The organism is Herbaspirillum rubrisubalbicans (genome assembly GCF_003719195.1).
In the GTDB taxonomy this organism is placed as follows: domain Bacteria; phylum Pseudomonadota; class Gammaproteobacteria; order Burkholderiales; family Burkholderiaceae_D; genus Herbaspirillum; species Herbaspirillum rubrisubalbicans.
Map to the genome: position 1 here is coordinate 3,024,504 of NZ_CP024996.1, position 20,127 is coordinate 3,044,630.

Consider the following 20,127-nt stretch of genomic DNA (forward strand, 5'->3'; position numbering starts at 1 on the left):
CTTCGCCTCGGCGCCGTGTGCCAAGCAAGCCGCATGAGCCCTCCCTTGCCTTGTTGTCGTCAATGCTGCCGCTGTGAACGCGTCAAACGCAACAGTATCAGCTTGCCGTCAACCGATGGCTATAGGAGGGATGGCCGCCTGCTTGTCAGAGGAGCGGCAGGGTCCGCATGGGAGCGTGCAGGTCAGAAGGTTTCCCAGGCATCGTCATCGATGCGGGACGGGGCCTTCAGGGCCGGCGCGGTAGCTGGCGCAGACACGATCGGGCGCGCCGGCGCTGTCACGGTCCTGGCCTTGGGCATGGTGGTCGCCGGCTTGCGGATGGGTTGGGGTTGGGGCTGGACCATGGCCGGTGCGGAGGTCTTTTTCATCTCCGCTTCGGCCAACTTGAAGATGCTGATCGCCTTGGCCAGATCAGCAGCCTGCTCCTGCATAGCCTTGGCGGCCGCAGCGGACTGCTCGACCAGCGCGGCGTTCTGCTGGGTTCCTTCATCCATCTGGGTGACGGCGCGGTTGATTTCCTCGATGCCGCTGCTCTGCTCGGCGCTGGCCGCCGAAATCTCGGCGACGATGTCGGTCACATTGCGCACACTGTTGACCACCTGTTCCATGGTCGTGCCAGCTTCGGCCACCAAGTGGCTGCCGCCTTCGACCTTGGCCACCGAGTCATCGATGAGGGCCTTGATTTCCTTGGCGGCAGCTGCCGAACGTTGCGCCAGGCTGCGCACTTCGGTGGCGACCACGGCAAAGCCACGTCCTTGCTCGCCCGCACGGGCCGCTTCCACGGCGGCATTCAAGGCCAGGATGTTGGTCTGGAAAGCGATGCCATCGATCACGCCGATGATGTCGACGATCTTGCGAGAGGACTGGTTGATTTCTTCCATGGTGGACACCACGCGGCCTACGATCTCGCCACCCTGCAAGGCGATCTGCGAGGCCGAGGCCGCCATCTGGTTGGCCTGGCGGGCGTTGTCGGCATTCTGGCGTACGGTGGAAGTCATCTCTTCCATGGCCGATGCAGTTTCTTCCAGCGAGCCGGCCTGCTGTTCGGTACGGGCCGAGAGATCCAGGTTGCCGCTGGCGATTTCGCCCGAGGCGGTAGCGATGGAATCAGTGCCACGACGTACCCCGGAGACGATGTTGACCAAGTTGTCGTTCATCTTGCGCAGTGCCTGCATCAACTGCCCGGTCTCATCCTTGGAGTGGGGCACGATACGGGTGGTCAGGTCGCCGGAAGCCACGTTCTCGGCAACGCGCACGGCCTCGGTGAGGGGTTTGACGATGGAGCGCGCCATCAGGTAACCGAGGATGATAGACGCCAGTACGGCTACTGCTGAACAAGCCAGCGTCACCTCAATGGCCATGGCACCATCTTCCACCGCCTTGGCGCCCTCGGCACTCAACTGGCTGGATTGGGAATCGGCGAAGGCACGTGCCAGGTCCAGGTATTTGTTCTGGGCATCGGTGATCTTGCGCAGCACATATTCATTGGCCGCGTCACCCTTGCCGGCACGGATCAGGGCCATGAGCTCGGCCCTGCTGGTGTCGAAGACCTGACGTGCTTCATCGACCGCCTTGATCTTCTTCTGGCCCACGGCGGTGACCTGGCGCGCTGCGATCTTGTCCAGTGCTTCCTTGGTCTGTTTGACGGCGACTTCCATCTGGCCGAAACGCTTTTCGTTGCCTGCGGCATTGTTGATGTCGATGGCCATGCCACGCAGATACTTGATCTGCTCATTGATGCCATCGCGCATGTCGAAGGCCCAGCGTACCTTCAGGTAGCGGTCGTTGATGATCTGGTCGATCGAACGATTGATGTTGTTGATCTTGACGAAGGCCGTGATGCTGACCACCGCCAACAAGCCCACGATGAGGGCGAAAACGGCCGCCAGGCGCACCGCTACTTTGAGATTACCGAAATAGGCAAACATACTGGTTCCTCTATGCTGTTCATTGTTATCTGTCTCTCCATTCCTCTCGAAGATCCAGCTTGTTTTTATTGAACAGCGAGGGAAAACTCCACTGAACCTTTCACTCTGGTGCCGGCAATGATGAGGTATCCGATGCAGTGCGGCAACCGTTGCGACGGATTATTTTTGTGAAGTGTCGCGTAGTCATCACACAACTAGATGTAGACATGATCTTTATAACAAATAGATGTCAGAAGACCACGCCAGAACCCAGGATGATATTGGCATACGGCGTGCATTCACCGGTACGGATATAAGCCTTGGCACGGCCAGTTGCCTGCTTGAAATCCTGGTGCGACAGGCTGCGCTTTTGTGGCAGTTCCAATGCATCGATGCGGGCCGACAAGGCCGGGCTGACCGTCTGCAATTCTTCGGCCACGACATGGAATTCCACCTGCAATTCAGTGAGCACCGTCTGCAGCACAGTCATGAACTCGGGCACGCCGCGGGTCACGGCCAGGTCGATGACCGGCACACCGGCAGGCGCGGGCAAGCCGACGTCACCGATGACCAGGGTATCGCCATGGCCCATGGTGGCAATCACCTGGGAAATGGCAGCGTTGAGCAAGGCAGTCTTTTTCATGGTGAGCCTGGACGAGACGATCAGAGCACGACTTCGTCGCGCGTAGGAATGGAGGTCTGGGCGCCGACCCGGGTCACGCTCAAGGCGGCGGCGGCCTGGGCATAGGCAATTGCCTCGAACTGGTCGCGGCCCTGGGCGATGGCGCCGATGAAGCCGCCGATGAAGGTGTCCCCGGCCGCCGTGGTATCGACTGCCTGCACCTTGCGCGCCGGCAGGTGGCGTTGCTGGCCATCGGCGAAAGAACCATAGACGCCCTTTTCGCCCAGCGTGACCACCACGTTGCGTGCGCCCAGGGCGTGCAGCTTGTCGGCCAGCAGCGGGATGTCTTCTGATTGCTGCTCGGCCAGCATGGCCGCTTCGATTTCGTTCAAGATCAGGTAATCGATCTTTTGCAGCAATTCGCGCGGCAAGGCTTGTGCCGGCGCCGGATTGAGCACCACGGTCTTGCCCAGTGCATGGGCCAGTTCGATGCTGTGGATGACGGTGGCCATCGGCACTTCCAGTTGCAACAACACGATGGAGGCCTGTTCGATCAAGGGGCGGGCGCGTTCGATGCGTTCCACATCCAGGCGACCATTGGCGCCAGCGGCGATGACGATGCTGTTCTGCGCCTGGGCGTCGACCATGATGGAGGCGATGCCGGTGGCTTCGCCAGCGACTTCGTCGATGTAGCGGTCATCGATGCCGCAGGCGGTAATGGAGCTGCGCATCTGGGCGCCAAAGGCATCGTCGCCGACGCAGGCCACCATGGCCACAGCCGTGCCAGGCGCGGCCAGGCGGGCGCAGGCCACGGCCTGGTTGGCGCCCTTGCCACCGGGGATGGTCATGAATTTGTCGCCGGCCAGGGTTTCGCCCGGCATGGGCATCCGCGGTACGCGCAATACCAGGTCCATGTTGACGCTGCCGATGATGACGATCATGTGTGCTCTCTTGTTTTCAGGTCGGTTTTTTTAGCGGGGCCGTCGAGCCCCGCAGTTGCAGTTGCGGCGCCACCGTTTCGCGGCGCGCAGGCAGGCTGGGGTCGGCAATGCGTTCCAGCAGGAACTGCGCCGTCAGGTTGCCCAGCTTGCGGGTATTCTGTGCCACCGTGGTCAGCGGCGGATGGACGAATTGCGCCAGTTCGATATCGTCAAAGCCCACCACCGACAACTGGCCCGGCACCTCGATCTGCAATTCACCCGCGGCCCGCAATACGCCGATGGCCATCATGTCGTTGCAGCAGAAGATGGCATCCGGCCGCAGCTCGAGCGCACGATCTCGCAGCAGATGCATGGCCGCCTGGTAACCACCGATGCCGCTGAAGTCGGCGTGCAGCAGGTCGCTGTCGGCTACCGTCAGACCGCCCTCTTGCAGCGTCTGGCGGAAGCCATGGACACGTTCATCGGACAATTCCAACCCATTGGGACCGGCGATGCAGGCCACGTGGCGGCGCTGCAATTGCAGCAGATGGCGCGCAGCCAGGCTGCCGCCCAGGGCGTTGTCGGTACTGACCAGGTCGATGTCCAGTTCCTTGGGCGCACGGTCCAGCAGCACGGTGGGAATATCGAGCTTGCCGTTGGGCTTGAGATCAGCCTGGTTCAGGGTGGCGAGGATGAGTCCATCGCAGCGCTTGGTCTGCAACACTTGCAGGTAGTCGCGCTGCTTGGCGGGGTCATCGTCGGAATTGCAGAGAATGACGCTGTAGCCAGCCCCATAGCAATGGTCCTCGATCCCGCGCGCCAATTCCGAGAAGTACGGGTTGGTGTTGTTGGGAATGATGAGGCCAATACTGCCGGTGACCTTGCTGCGCAAGGAACGCGCCAGGGCGCTGGGCACGTAGTCCAGCTCCTTGACTGCGGCCAGCACGCGCTCGCGGGCGTCGGCGCTGACCGGACGCGTCTGGTTGAGCACGTGCGAGACCGTGGTGTAGGACACCCCGGCCAGCCTGGCGACATCCTTGATGGTCGACATGGCGGCTAATGCTCAGCGGGCGTGGCGTTGGCCGCGACGGCGGTAGGTGTCCAGGATCACGGCCACCACGATGACCGCACCGGTGATGATGCGCTTCATCGGCTCGCTCACGCCGACCTGGGCCAGACCGGCTTCCAGTACCGAGATGATCAACACGCCGATGAAGGTGCTCACGACCGAACCGCGACCGCCCATCAGGCTGGTGCCGCCGATGACCACGGCGGCAATCACTTGCAGTTCCATGCCCACGCCACCGTTGGGGTCGGCCGCTTCCAGACGCGACACCTGGAATAGCGCGGCGATGCCGGCCAGCGCGCCCATCAGGGCGAAGGCCAGAATCTTGCTGGGATTGGGGTTCACCCCCGACAACCGCACCGCTTCTTCATTGGTACCGATACCGATCCAGTAGCGGCCCAGCACGGTGCGGGTCAAGACCAGTTGAGCAATGATGACGATGGCAATGGCCGACAGGAAAGCCGGCGACATCCCGAACAGAATGGGCGAACTGATCACGTCCACTGCACTGCCGATGTATTCGGTGCGCGAATTGGTGACCTGGTAGGCCAGGCCGCGGGCGATTTCCAGCACACCCAGCGAGACGATGAAGGAAGGAATGCGCCAGTGCACCGCGACCATGCCGGTCAGCGTGCCGCATAGGGCAGCCACCACCACGCCCAGAGGGGCGGCGGCATACAGCGGCCAGCCCCAGCGCACCATGGCCATGGAAAGCATGGAGGCCGCCAGCGCCATCACCGAGCCGACCGAGAGGTCGATGCCGCCGATGATGAGGATGAAGGTCATGCCCACCGACATCACCACCAGCGGCGGAATGTCATTGGAGAGCGTAATGAAGGTCGCGGCGCTGAGGAAGTTTTCGCTCAGGAAGGCGAACATCACGCACATCGCCAGCAGGGCTGCGATCAGTCCCAGGTAGTTCTTGACACCGGCCAGGTAGGCCGCTTGCCGGCTGGCGGCGGGGGTAGAGGAAGTTTGCATCTGTGTGGTTGATTCTTGGCAGTTGATAGTCGGGCCGCAGTGCGCCCGGTTCAGGCCGTATTGCCGGCCACATGCGCCGCTTCGGCGGCTTCCTGGCGTCCCACGTAACCGCTGAAGGCGGCGGCCAGGATGCGTTCCTGCGACCAGTCGTCCCGGCTGAAGGTCTCGGCAATGCGACCAGCGCTCATCACCGCGATGCGGTCGCAGATCTGCATCAGTTCGCGCAGGTCGCTGGAGACCACCAGCAAGCCCTTGCCTTGCGCGGCCAGTTCGGCGAAGAGACGATAGATATCGGACTTGGCGCCGATGTCGATGCCCCGGGTCGGTTCATCGAACAACATGATGGGGCAATCGCGATACAGCCAGCGGGCGATCACCACCTTTTGCTGGTTGCCGCCCGACAGCTCACCGGCTGCTTGAGCCACGCTGCCGCTGCGGATGCGCAGCTTCTTGACGAACTCGCCAGCCACCTTGGCTTCGGCGACATGGTCCAACATGCCAGCGCGGCTGACCTGCCCCAGGTTGGCCAGAGAGGTATTGACGCTGATGGCTTGCGGCAGCAGCAAGCCCTGCCCTTTGCGGTCTTCGGTGACCATGGCGATGCCGGCCTTGACCGCATCCTTGGGGCTGCGGATGCGAGCGGGCTGTTGGCTGTCGCCGATGAAGACTTCCCCCTGGTCGGCGCGGTCGGCACCGAAGATCAGGCGCAGCAGTTCGGTGCGGCCCGAGCCGATCAGGCCGGCAATGCCCAGCACTTCGCCGGAATGCAAGGCCAGGCTGGCCGGCCGCACCAGCGGTGCCCGCCCCAGGCCACGGATGCGCAGCAAGGGTGCGCCGATACGGCGATGCTCGGCGTCCAGATCGACCTTGGTCAATTCACCCGCCATCAATTGCACCAGTTGTTCGGTGGAATAACGGCCGATGTCGTCGTTGCAGACCAGCTTGCCATCGCGCAGCACCACGATGCGGTCGGCGATGCGCTTCAATTCTTCCAGGCGGTGCGAGATGTAGATGATGGCCACGCCTTCGGCACGCAGGCGCTCGATGCGCGAGAACAGCAGTTCCACCTCGCGGTTGGTCAGCATGGCCGTGGGTTCGTCCAGGATCAGGCAGCGGCAGCTACCGATCAGGTTGCGCGCGATCTCGACCATCTGCTGGTGACCCAGGCCCAGGTCTCCGACCGGCGTCCACGGATCCAGCTCCCCCAGCCCCACCACTTCCATCTGCGCACGGGCAGCTTCGGCCAGCTTCTTGCGGTCGATCCAGCCGAAGCGGCGTGGCAGCTTTTCCAGGAACAGGTTTTCGGCGATCGACAGGGTGGGAATCAGGTTCAATTCCTGCATCACCATGCGGATCCCCAGGCCTTCTGCCTGGGTACGCGAGACCGGTGCAAAGGGCTGGCCGTCCAGCGTCATGGCACCGGCGCTGGCATCGACCAGGCCGCAGATGATCTTGGAGAGCGTACTCTTGCCGGCGCCGTTTTCGCCGGTCAGTGCCAGCACCTGGCCCGGATGCAGATCCAGGTCGATGCCGTCGAGCACCGGTGCGGCGTAGCTCTTGCCAATGCCGGACAATGTCAGCAGGGGCGAGCCTTGGGAGGGGGAATCGTTGGGCTGCATGGTTCTGTAGCGCGCAAGAAGGGAGGAACAAAGCCCTGCACCCGGCAGCGGGCGCAGGTACTCTGCAGAGAAGACGCGAGGAGCGTCGGTATTACTTGGTGACCAGCGAGACCTTGGTCTCGACCACGCCACCCAGGGCGCTTTGCGGCTTTTTCTCGGAGAGCGCCTTCAAGGCGGTCTCGATGCCGAAGACAGCTTGCTGCTGGGCAAACTGGTCGACGGTGGCCAGCACGCGGCCATCCTTCAACATCGGCTTGATGGCGTTGATATTGTCGTAGCCCACCAGCAGCACCTTGCCGGTCTTGCCCGCAGCGCGGATGGCAGCCACGGCGCCCAGCGCCATGTTGTCGTTACCGGCCAGGATGGCCTTGATGTCCGGGTGGGCGTTGAGGATCGAGGCGGCGACCTTATTGCCCTGGTCGATTTCCCACTGACCCGACTGCACGGTCACCACGTTGGCGCCGACGTCCTTCATGGCGTCCTGGAAGCCCAGGGTACGCTGCTGTGCATTGAAGGTGGTGGACACGCCTTCGATGATGGCGACCTTGTCACCCTTTTGCAGTTGCTTGCCCAGGTAGTCGCCGGCCAGCTTGGCGCCCTTGCGATTGTCGGGGCCGACGAACGGCACGGTGATCCCCTTTTCCTTCAGGGCGGCATCGTCCAGCTTGTTGTCGATGTTGACCACGATGATGCCGGCGTCGATGGCCTTCTTGACCACCGGCACCAGGGCCTTGGAGTCAGCCGGGGCGATCACCAGAGCATTGACCTTGGAGACGATCATCTGCTCGACGATCTTGATCTGGTTGGCGGTATCCTGCTCATCCTTGATGCCGTTGGCAATCAGGTCGAACTTGCCGGCATTGGCCTTCTGGTAGTCGCGGGCACCGTTCTCCATGTTCAGGAAGAACTCGTTGGCCAGCGACTTCATGACCAGCGCCACCTTGGGCTTGGCCGGGGTCTGTGCCATGGCGGCACCGGGGAGAACTGCACAAGCCAGAGCGGCGATGGCGAAATGACGGCGGGTGAATTTGTTCATCTGGGTCTCCAGTATTGATGTTGCCGGCGTTTCCAAGAAAATAGACGCCGTTATCGATGCGCAAACGTTTGCGCGGATGGGAGAATAGCACCGTGAAATCAGAAAATAAAGCTGCGGTGCAGCTTTTTTCATCTCGCGTTCAGTACAAGGGAAGTTTGATGCAGGCTGCCAGTCCCTGGAAAGCAAGACGGCAGAGAGCATCGCAACAAGATGCTCCCCGCCGCCCGGGAGAAAAAAGGCATGTGAGATGACATTAACGGGGTACCAGCGCAGCACCGCTCCCATGTCCGCACCCGTGCGCAGGATGGGCGGCGGCATACTTCAGGCCGGCACTGGTTCTTTGTCCCGGCGTGGCGTCGCCGACGGCACGGCATCAGGCGCGTGCCGATGTTCGCTCCGGGAAATTCAGGAAAAGAGGATCAGTGACTGAAATGAGTGCGCCGCCAGACGTAGGCACCGAAGGCACAGCTGCCCACGACAACGTACATCAGGTACCACACCAGCGCCTGGCCGCCATAGGCCATGAGCAATTCAACCAGTTTCATGTTCATGCTTGTCTCCTCCAGCTTTTGATGACCGGACTGTTATTCGCCCGGCTTATGGCCCCAAGGGGTGAAATATCTAAACGACAATATCCCCGACTTGCTGCGGATGCTGTTGCCAGCAATCTTGGCCTTAGTGCCCTTCCACACCGCGCCACGACAGTCCGTGCAAGCATCTTGCTACTGCCAAAAGATGATGTAAAGCATACATTGTTTTGCAGAGCAACAATCCAAGCCAGAGCTTACGCTCGCCATTGCGCAATCCTGAACAATGGCTTCGCAATATGAAAGCCGACCAGTCCTGACGGGCTCTTTAGGGGTAAAAACGCACTAACGGTGTGCAGATACTTATTTTTTGATTAATTTTTTGCGTCGCAAAACCGAAAGTTGGAAAATCGTCGCCAAATGACGACTCGATGTGTCTTCTGGGGGATTTTGTGATGTTTTTGGGCGGCATCGTGCATCGGTCAGACCAGTAGAACGAAGACCGCCCTGATGTTCACGCCGCTGATATCTCTTTGCGCCACAAGACCAGCGTGCCCAACAGTCCCGCCAGGATGGAGCCGCCCAGCACACCCAGCTTGAGCTTGGCTTCGAAATCCGGGCTCAAGCCCTGGAAGGCCAGGCCGCCGATGAACAGACTCATCGTGAAGCCGATACCGCACAACATGCACACACCGATGAATTGCCGTGTACTGGCCCCGCTAGGCGCGGCCGCCAGGCCGCTGCGTATCATCAGCCAGGCGGCACCGAATACGCCGACGGTCTTGCCCAGCACCAGCCCGGCGGCAATGCCCAGCGGGATCGCTTCAAACAGGTTGGACAGCGACATGCCCTGCAAGGACACCCCGGCATTGGCAAAGGCGAACATGGGCAACACCAGGAAGGCCACCCAGGGGTGCAGGCCATGCTCCAGGGCGCCGGCCAGCGGCTCGCCCTCCTTATCACGCATGGGAATGGCCAGCGCGGTCACCACCCCGGCCAGGGTGGCGTGGATGCCGGACTTGAGCACGCAGATCCAGACCACCAGGCCGACCAGAATATAGACATCGGCACGCCGCACGCCGCTGCGATTGAACAGCAGCAGCAACAGCGTGCCCACCCCGGCTGCCCCCAGCATGGCCAGCGACAGGTGATCGGTGTAGAACAGTGCGATCACCACGATGGCCCCCAGGTCGTCGATGATAGCCACCGCCGTCAGGAACACCTTCAGGGAAGTTGGCACGCGCGAGCCCAGCAGCATAACGATGCCGATGGCAAAGGCGATGTCAGTGGCAGCCGGAATGGCCCAACCGCGCAGGGCCACCGGGTCGCCCAGGTTGATGAGGGCGTAGATGCCGGCCGGCACCAACATGCCGCCCAGGGCTGCCGCAGCGGGCAGGATGGCCTGCTTGCGCGAGGCCAGTTCGCCCTCGACGAATTCGCGCTTGATTTCCAGTCCGACCAGGAAGAAGAACACCGCCATCCACAGATCATTGACCCACAGCAGCAAGGGTTTAGAGAGCACGATCAGGCCACCGATGTCGACCGTTCCCTGGATCCGGGTAAAGCCCTCGTAAGCCTGGCGCCAGCCGCTGTTGCTGACCACCAGGGCCAACACGGCGGCGATCGCCAGCACGATGCCGCCAGCGGCTTCATGGGCAAAAAATCGGGTGAAGGCGTTACCGCCTTGGGCCTGGTGAGGGGTCTTGGTCAATGCCGGCTCCTTGTTGTCGTTTGCAAAACAAGGCCTGACTGTAACAAAGGCGGCAGTATTTCTCCAGGCTTCTTGCCGTCTAGTTCACGGGCAACACCCGGTCACCCGATGCGGCCACGCAACCATCGGCAATGCGACTCCAGCCTGGGTGAACCACGATGTGCTCTTCGTTCATGCACAGTTCGACGCGGTAGCTCTCTGGATCACGGCGGTGAATGAAGGACTCGATCGAGGCCGGCATGGTGACCTGATACAAGTTCTTCTCCAAGTTGACCGCAGGGTGATCCTCGTCGTGCAGCAGCGGGATGAAATGGCTGGCCCACATCAGATAGTCGTGCTGCACCTCGATATCGGTGGGCCGGTAATCGCTCTGGCGCAACCACTGCTGAGCTGCGGCCCGCACATCATCCTTCAGACTCAACTGGCCCCAGGCAAAGGCCAGCATCTCCATGAGCCACTGGTTGCAGTTCTGGAACTGGGTGGAAAAGGGATAGGCATTGGCACTGTAGTGCTGCCCCAGCAGGTGGCTGGACAGGGTGTCATCCAAGGCAGCCCGGCGCATCTCCAGCCCCAGTGTCCCCGGTACAAAGACCAGCGAAACGTAGGCCATGGACGCGCTATCGTTATCGAGCAGAAAGCCGGCGATACCCTGGTCGAAGATATCCGGTTTGTCTTTCTCGCACTGGTAGAAAAGTTGGCGCACGCGCCATGAAGAAGATTGGTTGGAATCATTACGGATGGCCAGTCCGGCATGGGAATAGCGGATCTGGAAGCGATCCAGATTGATGGCCGAACGCGAGATGATGGCACTGCCCTCCCCCGAGCGCTGCAGTTCATCGCGCACGGTGGCCGCCAGCAGTAGCAGGCGGTTCTTCTGGGCCGCGCTCAGTTCCAGGGTCTGGTCGCAATAGACGAACAGATTGGCGCCGTGCGCCGGCGCCATGGCGCCCAGGCATAATACGCAAAGGACCGCCAGCAGCCAGGCACGGCACCAGGACAAGCTCATGCAATAGCCACCGGCAACGTTACTGCAACACCACTTGCCGGGCAGGAAGATCGCCCATCCATTGATCGTTGAGGACCACCACGAAAGGCTGGGTCTCGTAGCGCTGGTAGAACGCCAGGCCATAGGGCTTGGGCATCGCGGTCACGGTTTGCCCCACGCCGAGATTGACCTGCGCGTAGTCATGCGCAGTCAGGTACAGGTAAAGGTCCGGGCGTGGCTCATCGCCCTGGGCGCGCAATGAGAGTCGCATCTGATCCTCGCGATCCTCGGCGACCCTGATATCGGTCACCTGGTAGGCACCATGTGCCAGCTTGGCCAGCGCCAACCCGGTCGAAGCAATTGCACTCAAGCTCTCGGAGACACTGGTCACGGTACCGCTGACGCTCAGCGAGACCGAGGTTGACAGACCCTTGGCCAGACCATGCTGAGCGCAAAGCAAGAACACAAGCGCCGTTGCCGACGCGCAGGGCTGATTCAATCTTTTCATGTCATGGAGGACTGCGTGGTGCGATGGCTAGGGCCTGTTCACATTCGGCAAGCCGGATGCACCAGGATCTCATGGGACTGTTTTGGGCGTGAGTCTATCCTGCACGATCAGTCAGGTCGCAAAACTTTGCACGGACAGAGTGCTGTTAACCGCCACTAACCACCACTAACATCGATTGATGGATTCTTACAGTCATTGACAATCCGTCGGACAAAAAAAAGGGCCGTCCCTCTCCACAGGAACGGCCCGACCCTCCACACCACAAACCTTCATGACGGTTCTTTAAACCGCCCGATGTGCGCTGCTACTGCACACATTCCTTCATCTTTCCTGAAATCAGCGATAAACCAGCACCGGCACCTTGCTATGCGCCAGCAGCTTTTGCGTCTGACTGCCTAGAAGCAAGCGTCCCAGCGTGGAGCGTGCCTTGGAGGCCATGATGATGGCATCGCAGTGCTCCAACTCGGCCACGCGCATGATTTCTTCGTAGGGGCGACCACCCTGGGCCACCTGCACCGTGCAAGGCACGCCTTCTTCGCGCGCCATCGCAGTAATCATCTCGACGCTGGCCAAGGCACGTGCGCGGCCAGCTTCGTCGGTACGCTCGACATCCACGCCGACGCTGATTTCAGGAATCGACAGCGCACGCAGATTGCCGGCCACCGACAAGCCAACCAACTTGCTGCCACAGCTCTTGGCCAGGGCGATCGCGGCCTTCACGGACTCATTGCACAGGCGGGAACCATCGGTTGCCAGCAGGATGTTCTTGAACATGATGACCTCAGCGGGTGACAGACATTGCGTTGATTTCGTATGACTGCATCCTAAGCCTCTTGCAGGTGAAGCGACTTGACATGTATCAAGCGGCAAGGGCTCCAGCGCCCCGGCAGGCGGGCATTTGCGCTGGATCAAATGGCGCCCTGCGCGGACTACCCCGAAAGCGAAAACGGCCTGCACGAGGCAGGCCATCCGGTTCCTACCCGGCCCCTGGCTTCAGTCAGGACGAAACGCCAGGAAGCGCGACACCAGTTGCGCCAGCACCGGTTTGATCTGGGCGACCAGGTCGTCCTGCAGCGCATAGGGGGCCTGCTCCTGCATGTAGCTGCGTTGGGCCAGTTCCAGTTGCACGGCATGGATGCGCTGCGCCGGCTGCCCATAGTGACGCGTGATATAGCCACCCTTGAAGCGCCCATTGAGCACGGCCGGAGAGTGCGGCGCCAGTTGCTGCGCCAGCGCCAGCAGCTCTTCGCCCAGGCCGGCGGCGCAGGCGCTCCCGCTGGCCGTACCGAGGTTGAAGACCGGCAGTTCGCCCTCGAACAGGTGGGGAATCACCGAGCGGATCGAATGCGCATCCCACAGCAGCGCATAGCCATGCAGTGCCTTGAGCCGCGCCAGTTCGGCCTGCAATGCGGCGTGATAAGGCTGCCAGTACAGCGACAGGCGCCGCGCCACTTCGGCTGCATCGGGCGCGCAACCGGGGCGATACAGCGGCAGGTTATCGAAGGTGGTCTGCGGACAAAGGCCGGTGGTGTTCTGCCCCGGATACAGACTCTGTCCATCGGCCGGACGATTCAGGTCGATCACGTAGCGCGAATACTCGGGACGCAGCACCGACGCTCCCAGGCCGATGGCGAAGTCATACAGCTCAGCGATGTGCCAATCGGTGTCATCGACCTGCAAACCGATGTCACTGAAGGCAGGCCTCAAATCCTGCGGCAGACGCGTACCGACGTGCGGCATGGAAATGAGCAAGGGCGTGCTGCCCTGGTGTAGCTGGAAGATAGCGTGCTGCATGACGTGTTTTCCTCAATCCTTCAACAGATCGACCACTGCCTGGCGGTAGGCCTCGCGGGCGCTTTCCTGCAAGGGATGATGGCCGGCCGCGACCACCTGGCGACCACCGACATAGACATCCCGGATCGGCTGGCCATCGTGCTCGCAGAACACCAATGCCGACAGCAATTGCGCCGGGCTGCGGTCGGCCAGGTTGACATCATCGCCGTCGAGAACCACGAAATCCGCACGCTGCCCCGGCGCCAGACCGGCCACCGGGCGCCCGCTGGCGGCGGCGCCACCGGCCACGGCCTGCGCGAAGAGACGGTCGGCGGTAGCCGGTTCGGCAGGCGAAGCCAGCACGTTGCGACGGCGGTAGTGCAAGCGCTGGCCGTATTCCAGCAAGCGCAGTTCGGAACGCAGATTGATGGCGATGTTGCTGTCCGAACCAATGCCCCAGGGCGTGGCCGATTGCAGCAATTGACCGGCCTCGATGACGCCATCGCCGAGATTGGCTTCGGTGGTCGGGCACAGGCCGACCACGGCACCACTGGCCGCCAGCGCCTGGTATTCGCCCTGGTCCATATGGGTGGCATGGATCAGGCACCAGCGTGCATCGAGCTGTTGCAGCGAGAGCAGCCATTGCACTGGCCGCTGGCCGCACCAGGCCAGACAGTCCTGGACTTCACGCCACTGCTCCGCAATATGAATGTGAATGGGAGCATCCTGCCCGCCCGACTGGCGACGCAGGCCCTGTACCAATTCATCCAGCCCTGCCGGCGACACCGCGCGCAGGGAATGCGGAGCCACACCATAGCGCCGCATGGGATTTTCCGGCAGGGCTTGCAACAGGCGTTCGCGCAGGGCCAGCAGGCTCTGCGCCGAGCCGATGAAACGCGCCTGCTCGCCCGAAGGGGACTGGCTGCCAAAACCGCCATACTGGTACAGCACCGGCAAGAGCGTCATGCCGATGCCCACCTGGCTGGCAGCCTGCATCAGGCACAGCGCCAATTCGGCGCGATCGGCATAGGGCACGCCGCCCGGCGCATGGTGCAGGTAATGGAATTCGCACACCGAGGTATAGCCGGCCTTGAGCATCTCGATGTACAGATGGCGGGCGATGGCTTCCTGGTGCTCGGGCTGCAGGCGCTGGGCAAAACGGTACATCAGCTTGCGCCAGCTCCAGAAGGAGTCCGAGGGACTGCCCATGACTTCGGTCAAGCCCGCCATGGCGCGCTGGAAGGCGTGCGAATGCAGATTGGGCATTCCGGCAATCACCGGTCCTGCGGCCAGGCCGGCCTGGCCGCGCTGGCTGTCGGTCTGGACCTCGATAAGGCTACCGCTGGCATCCCAGCGCAGCAGGACGTCGCGGCACCAGCCCTGGGGCAGCAAGGCCAGCGGGCAAAACAGTGCGCGCGCTGCTTGAGCTATATCTTGTTCAGTCTGGTGTTGCGGTTTTTGTTCGCAGAGCGATGCCATATGCTCACCCTTGTTTTGGCGATTCTGTAGTGTATGCCGGGCGCTCCCCGGCCGCTTGCAGCGGATGGAAACCGGAAAGGCTCGGCGCTTTCAGCATGGATGCTGGACGTTTTTTTCACCCCTTGCGTTCAATGCAGACTGCCAGCACCACCGAGTCCGGGGCGCAGAGCAGATCCGGGAGAGTTGCCCCCGGCTCCTCGCGCAGGCGGGCAAATTCGCCTCGGCGCAAGGTCTGGCGTAGGCCATGCTGGTCCGACAGGCAAGCCGCCCCCTGGGCGACATAGACCAGCACGGTAGCTGCTGGCAGGCGACGCTCCTGGATGTCACCCAAGACCTCCACCCTGCCCTGTGCGCTCTCACGCCGCACCATCAGGTTGAAATCCAGGGTCGGCGCGCCATGCAGGCACACGCTGATGGCTTGTTCACCGGGGAACGCATGGGGGACGAAGCAGTGCACCAGATCCTGCACCTGGCGACCCTGGCTGTGCATGGTGAAGCCACCTCCCTCCAGCAGGACGATGGTGCGGTCGATGCCATCAAAGGTGGAAAATTCACCATCGACACCGACATCGGCCACGCTCACGCGCCACACGAAATGGGCGAAATCCGCATCGGGCGGCTCCACGCACAGTTCACGGGTCTGGCCACCTTCGTTCTTCCAGGGCACGGCAGCAATGCGGCCCAGTTCGCCGACGAACTGGATGGCGCTGGTCCGCTGCGGGCCGCTGGTCTGCGCCAGCTGTGACGCCGGTTGCGACTTGAGCTCAAGCACCATGCGCCACCTCGCGAGCCAGCATGGTTTGCAGGAAGCTGCGGGTACGCGCCTCGCGCGGATCGGTGAAAATGGCCGAGGGCGGGCCGGATTCGACGATGCTGCCGTGATCCATCACCACCACCACATCGGCTACTTCGCGCGCAAAGCCCATTTCATGGGTGACGATAAGCATGGTCATGCCTTCAGCCGCCAGGTCCTGCATCACTTGCAGCACTTCGCCGACCAGTTCCGGGTCCAGTGCCGAGGTCGGTTCATCAAACAGCATCACCTTGGGCTCCATGGCCAGGGCGCGAGCAATGGCCACCCGTTGCTTCTGGCCACCGGACAAGGTGCCGGGATAATCCTTGGCCTTGTGTTCCAGCCCGACCTTCTTCAACAGTCGCAAGCCGTGCTCCTGCGCCTCTTTGCGCGGCACGCCACGCAGGCAGGTGGGTGCCAGGGTGATGTTGTCCAGCACGGTGAGATGCGGAAACAGGTTGAAGGACTGGAACACCATGCCCACTTCGGCGCGCAAGGCGTCCAGATTGGATTCGGGCATCATGCGACCACTCTGCACCACCGCATGGCCGCATACCATCACGGTGCCGCCCTCGGCGGTCTCCAGGCCATTCAGACAGCGCAGGAAGGTACTCTTGCCGCTGCCGCTGGGGCCGATGATAACCACTACCTGGCTAGGCGCGACGGCAAAATCGATACCATTCAATACCAGATGCCGTCCGAAGGACTTCTGCAAGCCCTTGACCTCGACGATGGGCTGTTGCATCACACCCTCCCTTCCGAACGCAAGACTTTTTCGATACGCCGCAGTATCAGCGTGGTGACGGTAGTCAGCACCAGGTAGATCAGGGCGATGACCAGATAGGTTTCCAGCGAGCGGTAGGTGATGCTGATGATCTTCTCGCCCTCGTGCATCAGGTCGGCGATGGTCAGCAGCGATACCAGCGCCGAATTCTTGATCAGGGCGATGAATTCATTGCCCAGCGGCGGGATCATGCGCACGAAGGCCTGCGGCAGGATCACGCGCCGCATCGCCATGCGATAGGGCAAGCCCAGCGAGCGTGCCGCTTCCATCTGGCCGCGCTCGATCGACTGGATGGAACCGCGCACGATTTCTGAGATATAGGCCCCGCTGTAGATGCCCAGGCCCAGGATGCCACAGACGAAGGCCGGCAGGATCAGCCCCACGTGCGGCAAGCCGAAGAACCACAGGAACAACTGCACCAGCAGGGGCGTGCCGCGCACCAGCGTGAGATAGAAGGTACACAGGCCATAGATCAGGCGGCGCTGCGGATTGAGCCGCCCCAAGCCGATCAGCAGGCCCAGCACACAGCCCAGCACCAGCGAGGCAGCGGTGATTTCCACCGTCACCATGGTGCCATGCAGCAGCGAGGACCAACTGTCCCAAACGCCTGAAAAATCCAGTTTCATGAAATGCTCCGGCAAAAGGAAACCCATTCCCGGTCAGCATCGACCGGGCCGGGGGCGTTTGTTCGAAGGGTGAGATCGGCGGCCCTGGCTAAGCAGTCACAGCCAGGTCAAGCCGCCGTAGGTCTAGTCAACGAAGACAGCGTGGCGGCTGGAACTCACTCGCTCTTGCCGAACCACTTGTTGGTGAGCGCGGTATAGGTGCCGTTGATGCGCAGGGTCTGCAGCGCCTTGTTCAATTGCTCGGCCAGCGCAGTATCGTCCTTGCGCATGGCAAAGCCGTACAACTCGGTGGTCAGGCCCTTGTCCAGTACTCGCACCAACGGCTGGGTACGGGCATATTCCACCGCAGCCGGACGGCCGGTCACCACGGCATTGACACGGCCGGTGGCCAGCAGATCGAACATGGCCTGGTTCTTTTCCACTTCGACGCGCTCCACGCCGGGGAAGTTGTCGCGCAGGTAGCCCACCGATTTGGTGCCGACCTGCACCGAGACGCGCTTACCCTTGTTCAGGTCTTCCGGTACCTTGATGCTGCTGTCGTCGCGACGCACCAGCACGGCTAGGCCACCCCGGTAGTAAGGATCGCTGAAGGCGACCACCTTGCGGCGCTCATCGGTCATGTAGATGGCCGAGGCAGCGATATCGAAACGATTGGAAATGAGACCCGGGATGAGGCCCTTGAAATCGATGTCGACCCACTGGATCTTCTTGCCCATGGTCTTGACCAGGGCTTCCATCAGTTCCACATCGAAACCGGTGCGCTTGCCATCCTTGACGAATTCCATCGGCGGGAAGGTGGCATCGGTCCCCACGCGGATCACGTTATCAGTGGGTTGGGCGGCCTGCGCGGCCGGTATGGCAGCGCAAATCATGGCCAGGCTGGCAGTAAAGGCGCACAGCAGCTTGCAAAGCTTCATCATGAGTTCCTCAGAAAAGACGACGACATGGACTGGACGCCGGCGGATGCCGACGCGATGGACTACAAAAACCTCTGGCGTCCAGCTCGCGCCGCCTGCAGACCGCGCGATCGGGCTGGCTTAAAAACGGTTACAGATGCGCTGCGCCGACTCCACCGTCATGCGTACCAGCTCCTGTTCGCGGTTACCCACCCGCAGGGCCGGAGCCATCAGCGTGATGGTGCCTTCCAGGCGCCCATTGGAGGTCATGATGGGTACCGAGACGCCCCACACGCCCAGGTCCACTTCACTCTCACTGATGGAATAGCCACGGCGACGGATTTCATCGAGCTGGGCTTCCAGCGCAGCGACTTCCTCGGGCTTGTCACCCAATTGGTCCGCCACTAGTTTCTGTTGCAGCTTGCGTGGCATGAACGCCAGCAGGCTCTTGGCCGACGCCCCCTTGAGCAGCGGATGCGCCCGGCCCTTGACGAAGGAACAGCGCAGCGGCTGGTCGCTTTCTTCCATGGCGATGCACACCATCTGGCCATTGATGGGAACCAGCAGGCCCACGCTTTCGCCACTGCGCTGCACCAGCGAAATGATTTCTTCGCGGCTCTGGCCGATCAGGTTGGAATTCTGATCGAAGCCCCAGGCCAGCTGCACGCCGGTCGGACCGGGCTCAAAGGTGCCAGAATTCATGTGCTCCTGCAACAACCCCCACTTCTTCAGGGATGCCAGGTGGCGATAAACAGTACTGACCGGTTGTTGCACCATCGCAGCAATCTGCTTGGCACTGACGGGCTTGCCGGCACGGGCCACGCCGGCGAGTACGTGAAGAACGCGATCAACGATGGTAGATGTTTGTGGAGAGTCCATGGCGGCAATATAAGGTTAATTTCTCACTTTAGGCGAATGATTCCCGCATATGGGGAAATAAATTGAAAAATTTTGAGACGCTTTTTCATATATTCCCAGGCGGCGGCTGAATTTTCTCACCTGTAACGAAAATTGCCTCATGCTATTTTTTAACCGCTCAGTGCCTAAAAAATTCTAGTGTCGACACTTCTTCCATTTTTCAGGTGAAGTGCTATGATTAAATAGATCAAAACCTAAATATTGTCGACACAGTCAAAATGACATGAGCGAGCTCATTGCACTATCCGGCGCAGAACGCGAGGGAGAAACCCTCTCGGAACACGTTTTCCGCAAGATCCAGAGTGCCATCGTGCAAGGCGAGATCGCGCCCGGCAGCAAGATTTCCGAACCCGAACTGGCGCGCACCTATGGCATCAGCCGGGGCCCGTTGCGCGAAGCCATCCACCGCCTGGAAGGCCAGAACCTGCTGGTGCGAGTCCCCCATGTAGGTGCCAGGGTGGTATCGCTGACCCTGGAAGGCCTGGTGGAATTGTTCCAGATCCGCGAATCGCTGGAAGGCATGGCCTGCCGTCTGGCCGCCCAGCGCATGAGCCGGGCCGAACTGGACGAACTGCGGCGGGTGCTCGATACCCATGAAAAGGACGAAGCCTTCCAGGCCGGCCGCGGCTACTACCAGCAGGAAGGCGACTACGACTTCCACTACAAGATCATCCAGGCCAGCGGCAACCAGATTCTGACCCGCATCCTCTGCGGCGAGCTGTACCAGTTGGCGCGCATGTACCGCATCCAGTATTCCGCCACCCCCAATCGACCACGCCAGGCCTTTGCCGAGCACCACCGCATCCTCGATGCCCTGGCCGATGGCGATGGCGAACTGGCCGACCTGCTCATGCGGCGCCACATCGGCGCCTCGCGCCGCAATATCGAACACCAGATCGCCCATGGCGCGCCGGGCGCTCCCGACCAGCAACGCGATCAAGCCTGAACCGCATCCCCCGCACAACAACCATTCCAT

General features: G+C 61.6%; 20 protein-coding genes. 1 reads left to right on the forward strand and 19 read right to left on the reverse strand.

Annotation, left to right across the window (positions count from 1 at the left end; genetic code table 11):
- Positions 1 to 182 precede the first annotated feature (182 nt).
- The 19 genes from RC54_RS13550 to RC54_RS13635 all read right to left on the reverse strand — a co-directional run bounded on the left by RC54_RS13550 (position 183) and on the right by RC54_RS13635 (position 19,112).
- The gene (locus tag RC54_RS13550) at positions 183 to 1,928 is read right to left on the reverse strand and encodes a methyl-accepting chemotaxis protein (protein WP_061789834.1); all 1,746 of its coding nucleotides are present in this window, start codon (positions 1,926 to 1,928) and stop codon (positions 183 to 185) included.
- A gap of 229 nt (positions 1,929 to 2,157) precedes the next feature.
- Complete coding sequence (rbsD, locus tag RC54_RS13555; RefSeq protein WP_058895677.1) at positions 2,158 to 2,550, reverse strand: D-ribose pyranase; 393 nt, start codon at positions 2,548 to 2,550, stop codon at positions 2,158 to 2,160.
- Positions 2,551 to 2,570: 20 nt separating this feature from the next.
- On the reverse strand, positions 2,571 to 3,470 hold the full coding sequence (rbsK, locus tag RC54_RS13560) for a ribokinase (RefSeq protein ID WP_061789835.1): 900 nt from the start codon (positions 3,468 to 3,470) through the stop codon (positions 2,571 to 2,573).
- 16 nt (positions 3,471 to 3,486) lie between these two features.
- Positions 3,487 to 4,500 (reverse strand): LacI family DNA-binding transcriptional regulator, encoded by a 1,014-nt coding sequence (locus tag RC54_RS13565; RefSeq protein WP_061789836.1) that lies wholly within the window; start codon positions 4,498 to 4,500, stop codon positions 3,487 to 3,489.
- A 12-nt stretch (positions 4,501 to 4,512) separates the two neighbouring features.
- On the reverse strand, positions 4,513 to 5,496 hold the full coding sequence (locus RC54_RS13570) for an ABC transporter permease (protein WP_017453546.1): 984 nt from the start codon (positions 5,494 to 5,496) through the stop codon (positions 4,513 to 4,515).
- Positions 5,497 to 5,546: 50 nt separating this feature from the next.
- Entirely contained in the window at positions 5,547 to 7,115 is a 1,569-nt protein-coding gene (locus RC54_RS13575; protein ID WP_061789837.1) for a sugar ABC transporter ATP-binding protein, read from the reverse strand.
- A gap of 91 nt (positions 7,116 to 7,206) precedes the next feature.
- Positions 7,207 to 8,151, reverse strand: a complete 945-nt coding sequence (locus RC54_RS13580; RefSeq protein ID WP_017453548.1) for a sugar ABC transporter substrate-binding protein — start codon at positions 8,149 to 8,151, stop codon at positions 7,207 to 7,209.
- A gap of 419 nt (positions 8,152 to 8,570) precedes the next feature.
- Complete coding sequence (locus tag RC54_RS25885) at positions 8,571 to 8,702, reverse strand: hypothetical protein (RefSeq protein ID WP_017453549.1); 132 nt, start codon at positions 8,700 to 8,702, stop codon at positions 8,571 to 8,573.
- Between the two features lie 490 nt (positions 8,703 to 9,192).
- Positions 9,193 to 10,389, reverse strand: a complete 1,197-nt coding sequence (gene nhaA / locus RC54_RS13585) for a Na+/H+ antiporter NhaA (RefSeq protein WP_061789838.1) — start codon at positions 10,387 to 10,389, stop codon at positions 9,193 to 9,195.
- A gap of 79 nt (positions 10,390 to 10,468) precedes the next feature.
- Positions 10,469 to 11,395 carry a DUF2145 domain-containing protein gene (locus RC54_RS13590; RefSeq protein ID WP_231738616.1) on the reverse strand — a complete coding sequence of 309 codons (927 nt, stop codon included), beginning with the start codon at positions 11,393 to 11,395 and terminating at the stop codon, positions 10,469 to 10,471.
- Positions 11,396 to 11,414: 19 nt separating this feature from the next.
- Entirely contained in the window at positions 11,415 to 11,840 is a 426-nt protein-coding gene (locus RC54_RS13595; protein WP_058895682.1) for a hypothetical protein, read from the reverse strand.
- Positions 11,841 to 12,218: 378 nt separating this feature from the next.
- A complete protein-coding gene (locus RC54_RS13600; protein ID WP_058895683.1) occupies positions 12,219 to 12,656 on the reverse strand; it encodes a universal stress protein in 438 nt (145 codons plus the stop codon).
- Between the two features lie 219 nt (positions 12,657 to 12,875).
- Positions 12,876 to 13,676, reverse strand: coding sequence for an N-formylglutamate deformylase (gene hutG / locus RC54_RS13605; protein WP_058895684.1), 801 nt, complete (start codon positions 13,674 to 13,676; stop codon positions 12,876 to 12,878).
- A gap of 12 nt (positions 13,677 to 13,688) precedes the next feature.
- Positions 13,689 to 15,134 carry a formimidoylglutamate deiminase gene (locus tag RC54_RS13610; RefSeq protein ID WP_082803143.1) on the reverse strand — a complete coding sequence of 482 codons (1,446 nt, stop codon included), beginning with the start codon at positions 15,132 to 15,134 and terminating at the stop codon, positions 13,689 to 13,691.
- Between the two features lie 115 nt (positions 15,135 to 15,249).
- Complete coding sequence (locus RC54_RS13615; protein ID WP_058895686.1) at positions 15,250 to 15,909, reverse strand: HutD/Ves family protein; 660 nt, start codon at positions 15,907 to 15,909, stop codon at positions 15,250 to 15,252.
- Entirely contained in the window at positions 15,899 to 16,672 is a 774-nt protein-coding gene (locus RC54_RS13620) for an amino acid ABC transporter ATP-binding protein (protein ID WP_061789839.1), read from the reverse strand. Before RC54_RS13620 ends, RC54_RS13615 begins: the two co-directional genes overlap by 11 nt.
- Entirely contained in the window at positions 16,672 to 17,337 is a 666-nt protein-coding gene (locus RC54_RS13625; protein ID WP_058895688.1) for an amino acid ABC transporter permease, read from the reverse strand. The genes RC54_RS13620 and RC54_RS13625 overlap by 1 nt, the downstream gene beginning before the upstream one ends.
- 155 nt (positions 17,338 to 17,492) lie before the next feature.
- Positions 17,493 to 18,254: a transporter substrate-binding domain-containing protein gene (locus RC54_RS13630; RefSeq protein ID WP_082686059.1), complete on the reverse strand. Its 762-nt coding sequence runs from the start codon at positions 18,252 to 18,254 to the stop codon at positions 17,493 to 17,495.
- Between the two features lie 120 nt (positions 18,255 to 18,374).
- The gene (locus RC54_RS13635; protein WP_058895690.1) at positions 18,375 to 19,112 is read right to left on the reverse strand and encodes an IclR family transcriptional regulator; all 738 of its coding nucleotides are present in this window, start codon (positions 19,110 to 19,112) and stop codon (positions 18,375 to 18,377) included.
- Between the two features lie 262 nt (positions 19,113 to 19,374).
- Here RC54_RS13635 and RC54_RS13640 point away from each other — a divergent pair, with 262 nt between their 5' ends.
- Positions 19,375 to 20,097, forward strand: a complete 723-nt coding sequence (locus RC54_RS13640; RefSeq protein WP_061789840.1) for a GntR family transcriptional regulator — start codon at positions 19,375 to 19,377, stop codon at positions 20,095 to 20,097.
- Positions 20,098 to 20,127: the final 30 nt, after the last annotated feature.

Excerpts from the sequence above, each read along its gene's own strand:
- RC54_RS13565 (WP_061789836.1), bottom strand. The coding sequence starts at position 4,500 with ATGTCGACCATCAAGGATGTCGCCAGGCTGGCCGGGGTGTCCTACACC.
- RC54_RS13580 (WP_017453548.1), bottom strand. The coding sequence starts at position 8,151 with ATGAACAAATTCACCCGCCGTCATTTCGCCATCGCCGCTCTGGCTTGT.
- RC54_RS13575 (WP_061789837.1), bottom strand. The coding sequence starts at position 7,115 with ATGCAGCCCAACGATTCCCCCTCCCAAGGCTCGCCCCTGCTGACATTG.
- RC54_RS13590 (WP_231738616.1), bottom strand. The coding sequence starts at position 11,395 with ATGAGCTTGTCCTGGTGCCGTGCCTGGCTGCTGGCGGTCCTTTGCGTA.
- rbsD (WP_058895677.1), bottom strand. The coding sequence starts at position 2,550 with ATGAAAAAGACTGCCTTGCTCAACGCTGCCATTTCCCAGGTGATTGCC.
- RC54_RS13625 (WP_058895688.1), bottom strand. The coding sequence starts at position 17,337 with ATGAAACTGGATTTTTCAGGCGTTTGGGACAGTTGGTCCTCGCTGCTG.
- RC54_RS13635 (WP_058895690.1), bottom strand. The coding sequence starts at position 19,112 with ATGGACTCTCCACAAACATCTACCATCGTTGATCGCGTTCTTCACGTA.
- RC54_RS13640 (WP_061789840.1), top strand. The coding sequence starts at position 19,375 with ATGAGCGAGCTCATTGCACTATCCGGCGCAGAACGCGAGGGAGAAACC.
- rbsK (WP_061789835.1), bottom strand. The coding sequence starts at position 3,470 with ATGATCGTCATCATCGGCAGCGTCAACATGGACCTGGTATTGCGCGTA.
- hutG (WP_058895684.1), bottom strand. The coding sequence starts at position 13,676 with ATGCAGCACGCTATCTTCCAGCTACACCAGGGCAGCACGCCCTTGCTC.
- RC54_RS13600 (WP_058895683.1), bottom strand. The coding sequence starts at position 12,656 with ATGTTCAAGAACATCCTGCTGGCAACCGATGGTTCCCGCCTGTGCAAT.
- RC54_RS13570 (WP_017453546.1), bottom strand. The coding sequence starts at position 5,496 with ATGCAAACTTCCTCTACCCCCGCCGCCAGCCGGCAAGCGGCCTACCTG.
- RC54_RS25885 (WP_017453549.1), bottom strand. The coding sequence starts at position 8,702 with ATGAACATGAAACTGGTTGAATTGCTCATGGCCTATGGCGGCCAGGCG.
- RC54_RS13630 (WP_082686059.1), bottom strand. The coding sequence starts at position 18,254 with ATGAAGCTTTGCAAGCTGCTGTGCGCCTTTACTGCCAGCCTGGCCATG.
- RC54_RS13610 (WP_082803143.1), bottom strand. The coding sequence starts at position 15,134 with ATGGCATCGCTCTGCGAACAAAAACCGCAACACCAGACTGAACAAGAT.
- RC54_RS13620 (WP_061789839.1), bottom strand. The coding sequence starts at position 16,672 with ATGCAACAGCCCATCGTCGAGGTCAAGGGCTTGCAGAAGTCCTTCGGA.
- RC54_RS13550 (WP_061789834.1), bottom strand. The coding sequence starts at position 1,928 with ATGTTTGCCTATTTCGGTAATCTCAAAGTAGCGGTGCGCCTGGCGGCC.
- RC54_RS13615 (WP_058895686.1), bottom strand. The coding sequence starts at position 15,909 with ATGGTGCTTGAGCTCAAGTCGCAACCGGCGTCACAGCTGGCGCAGACC.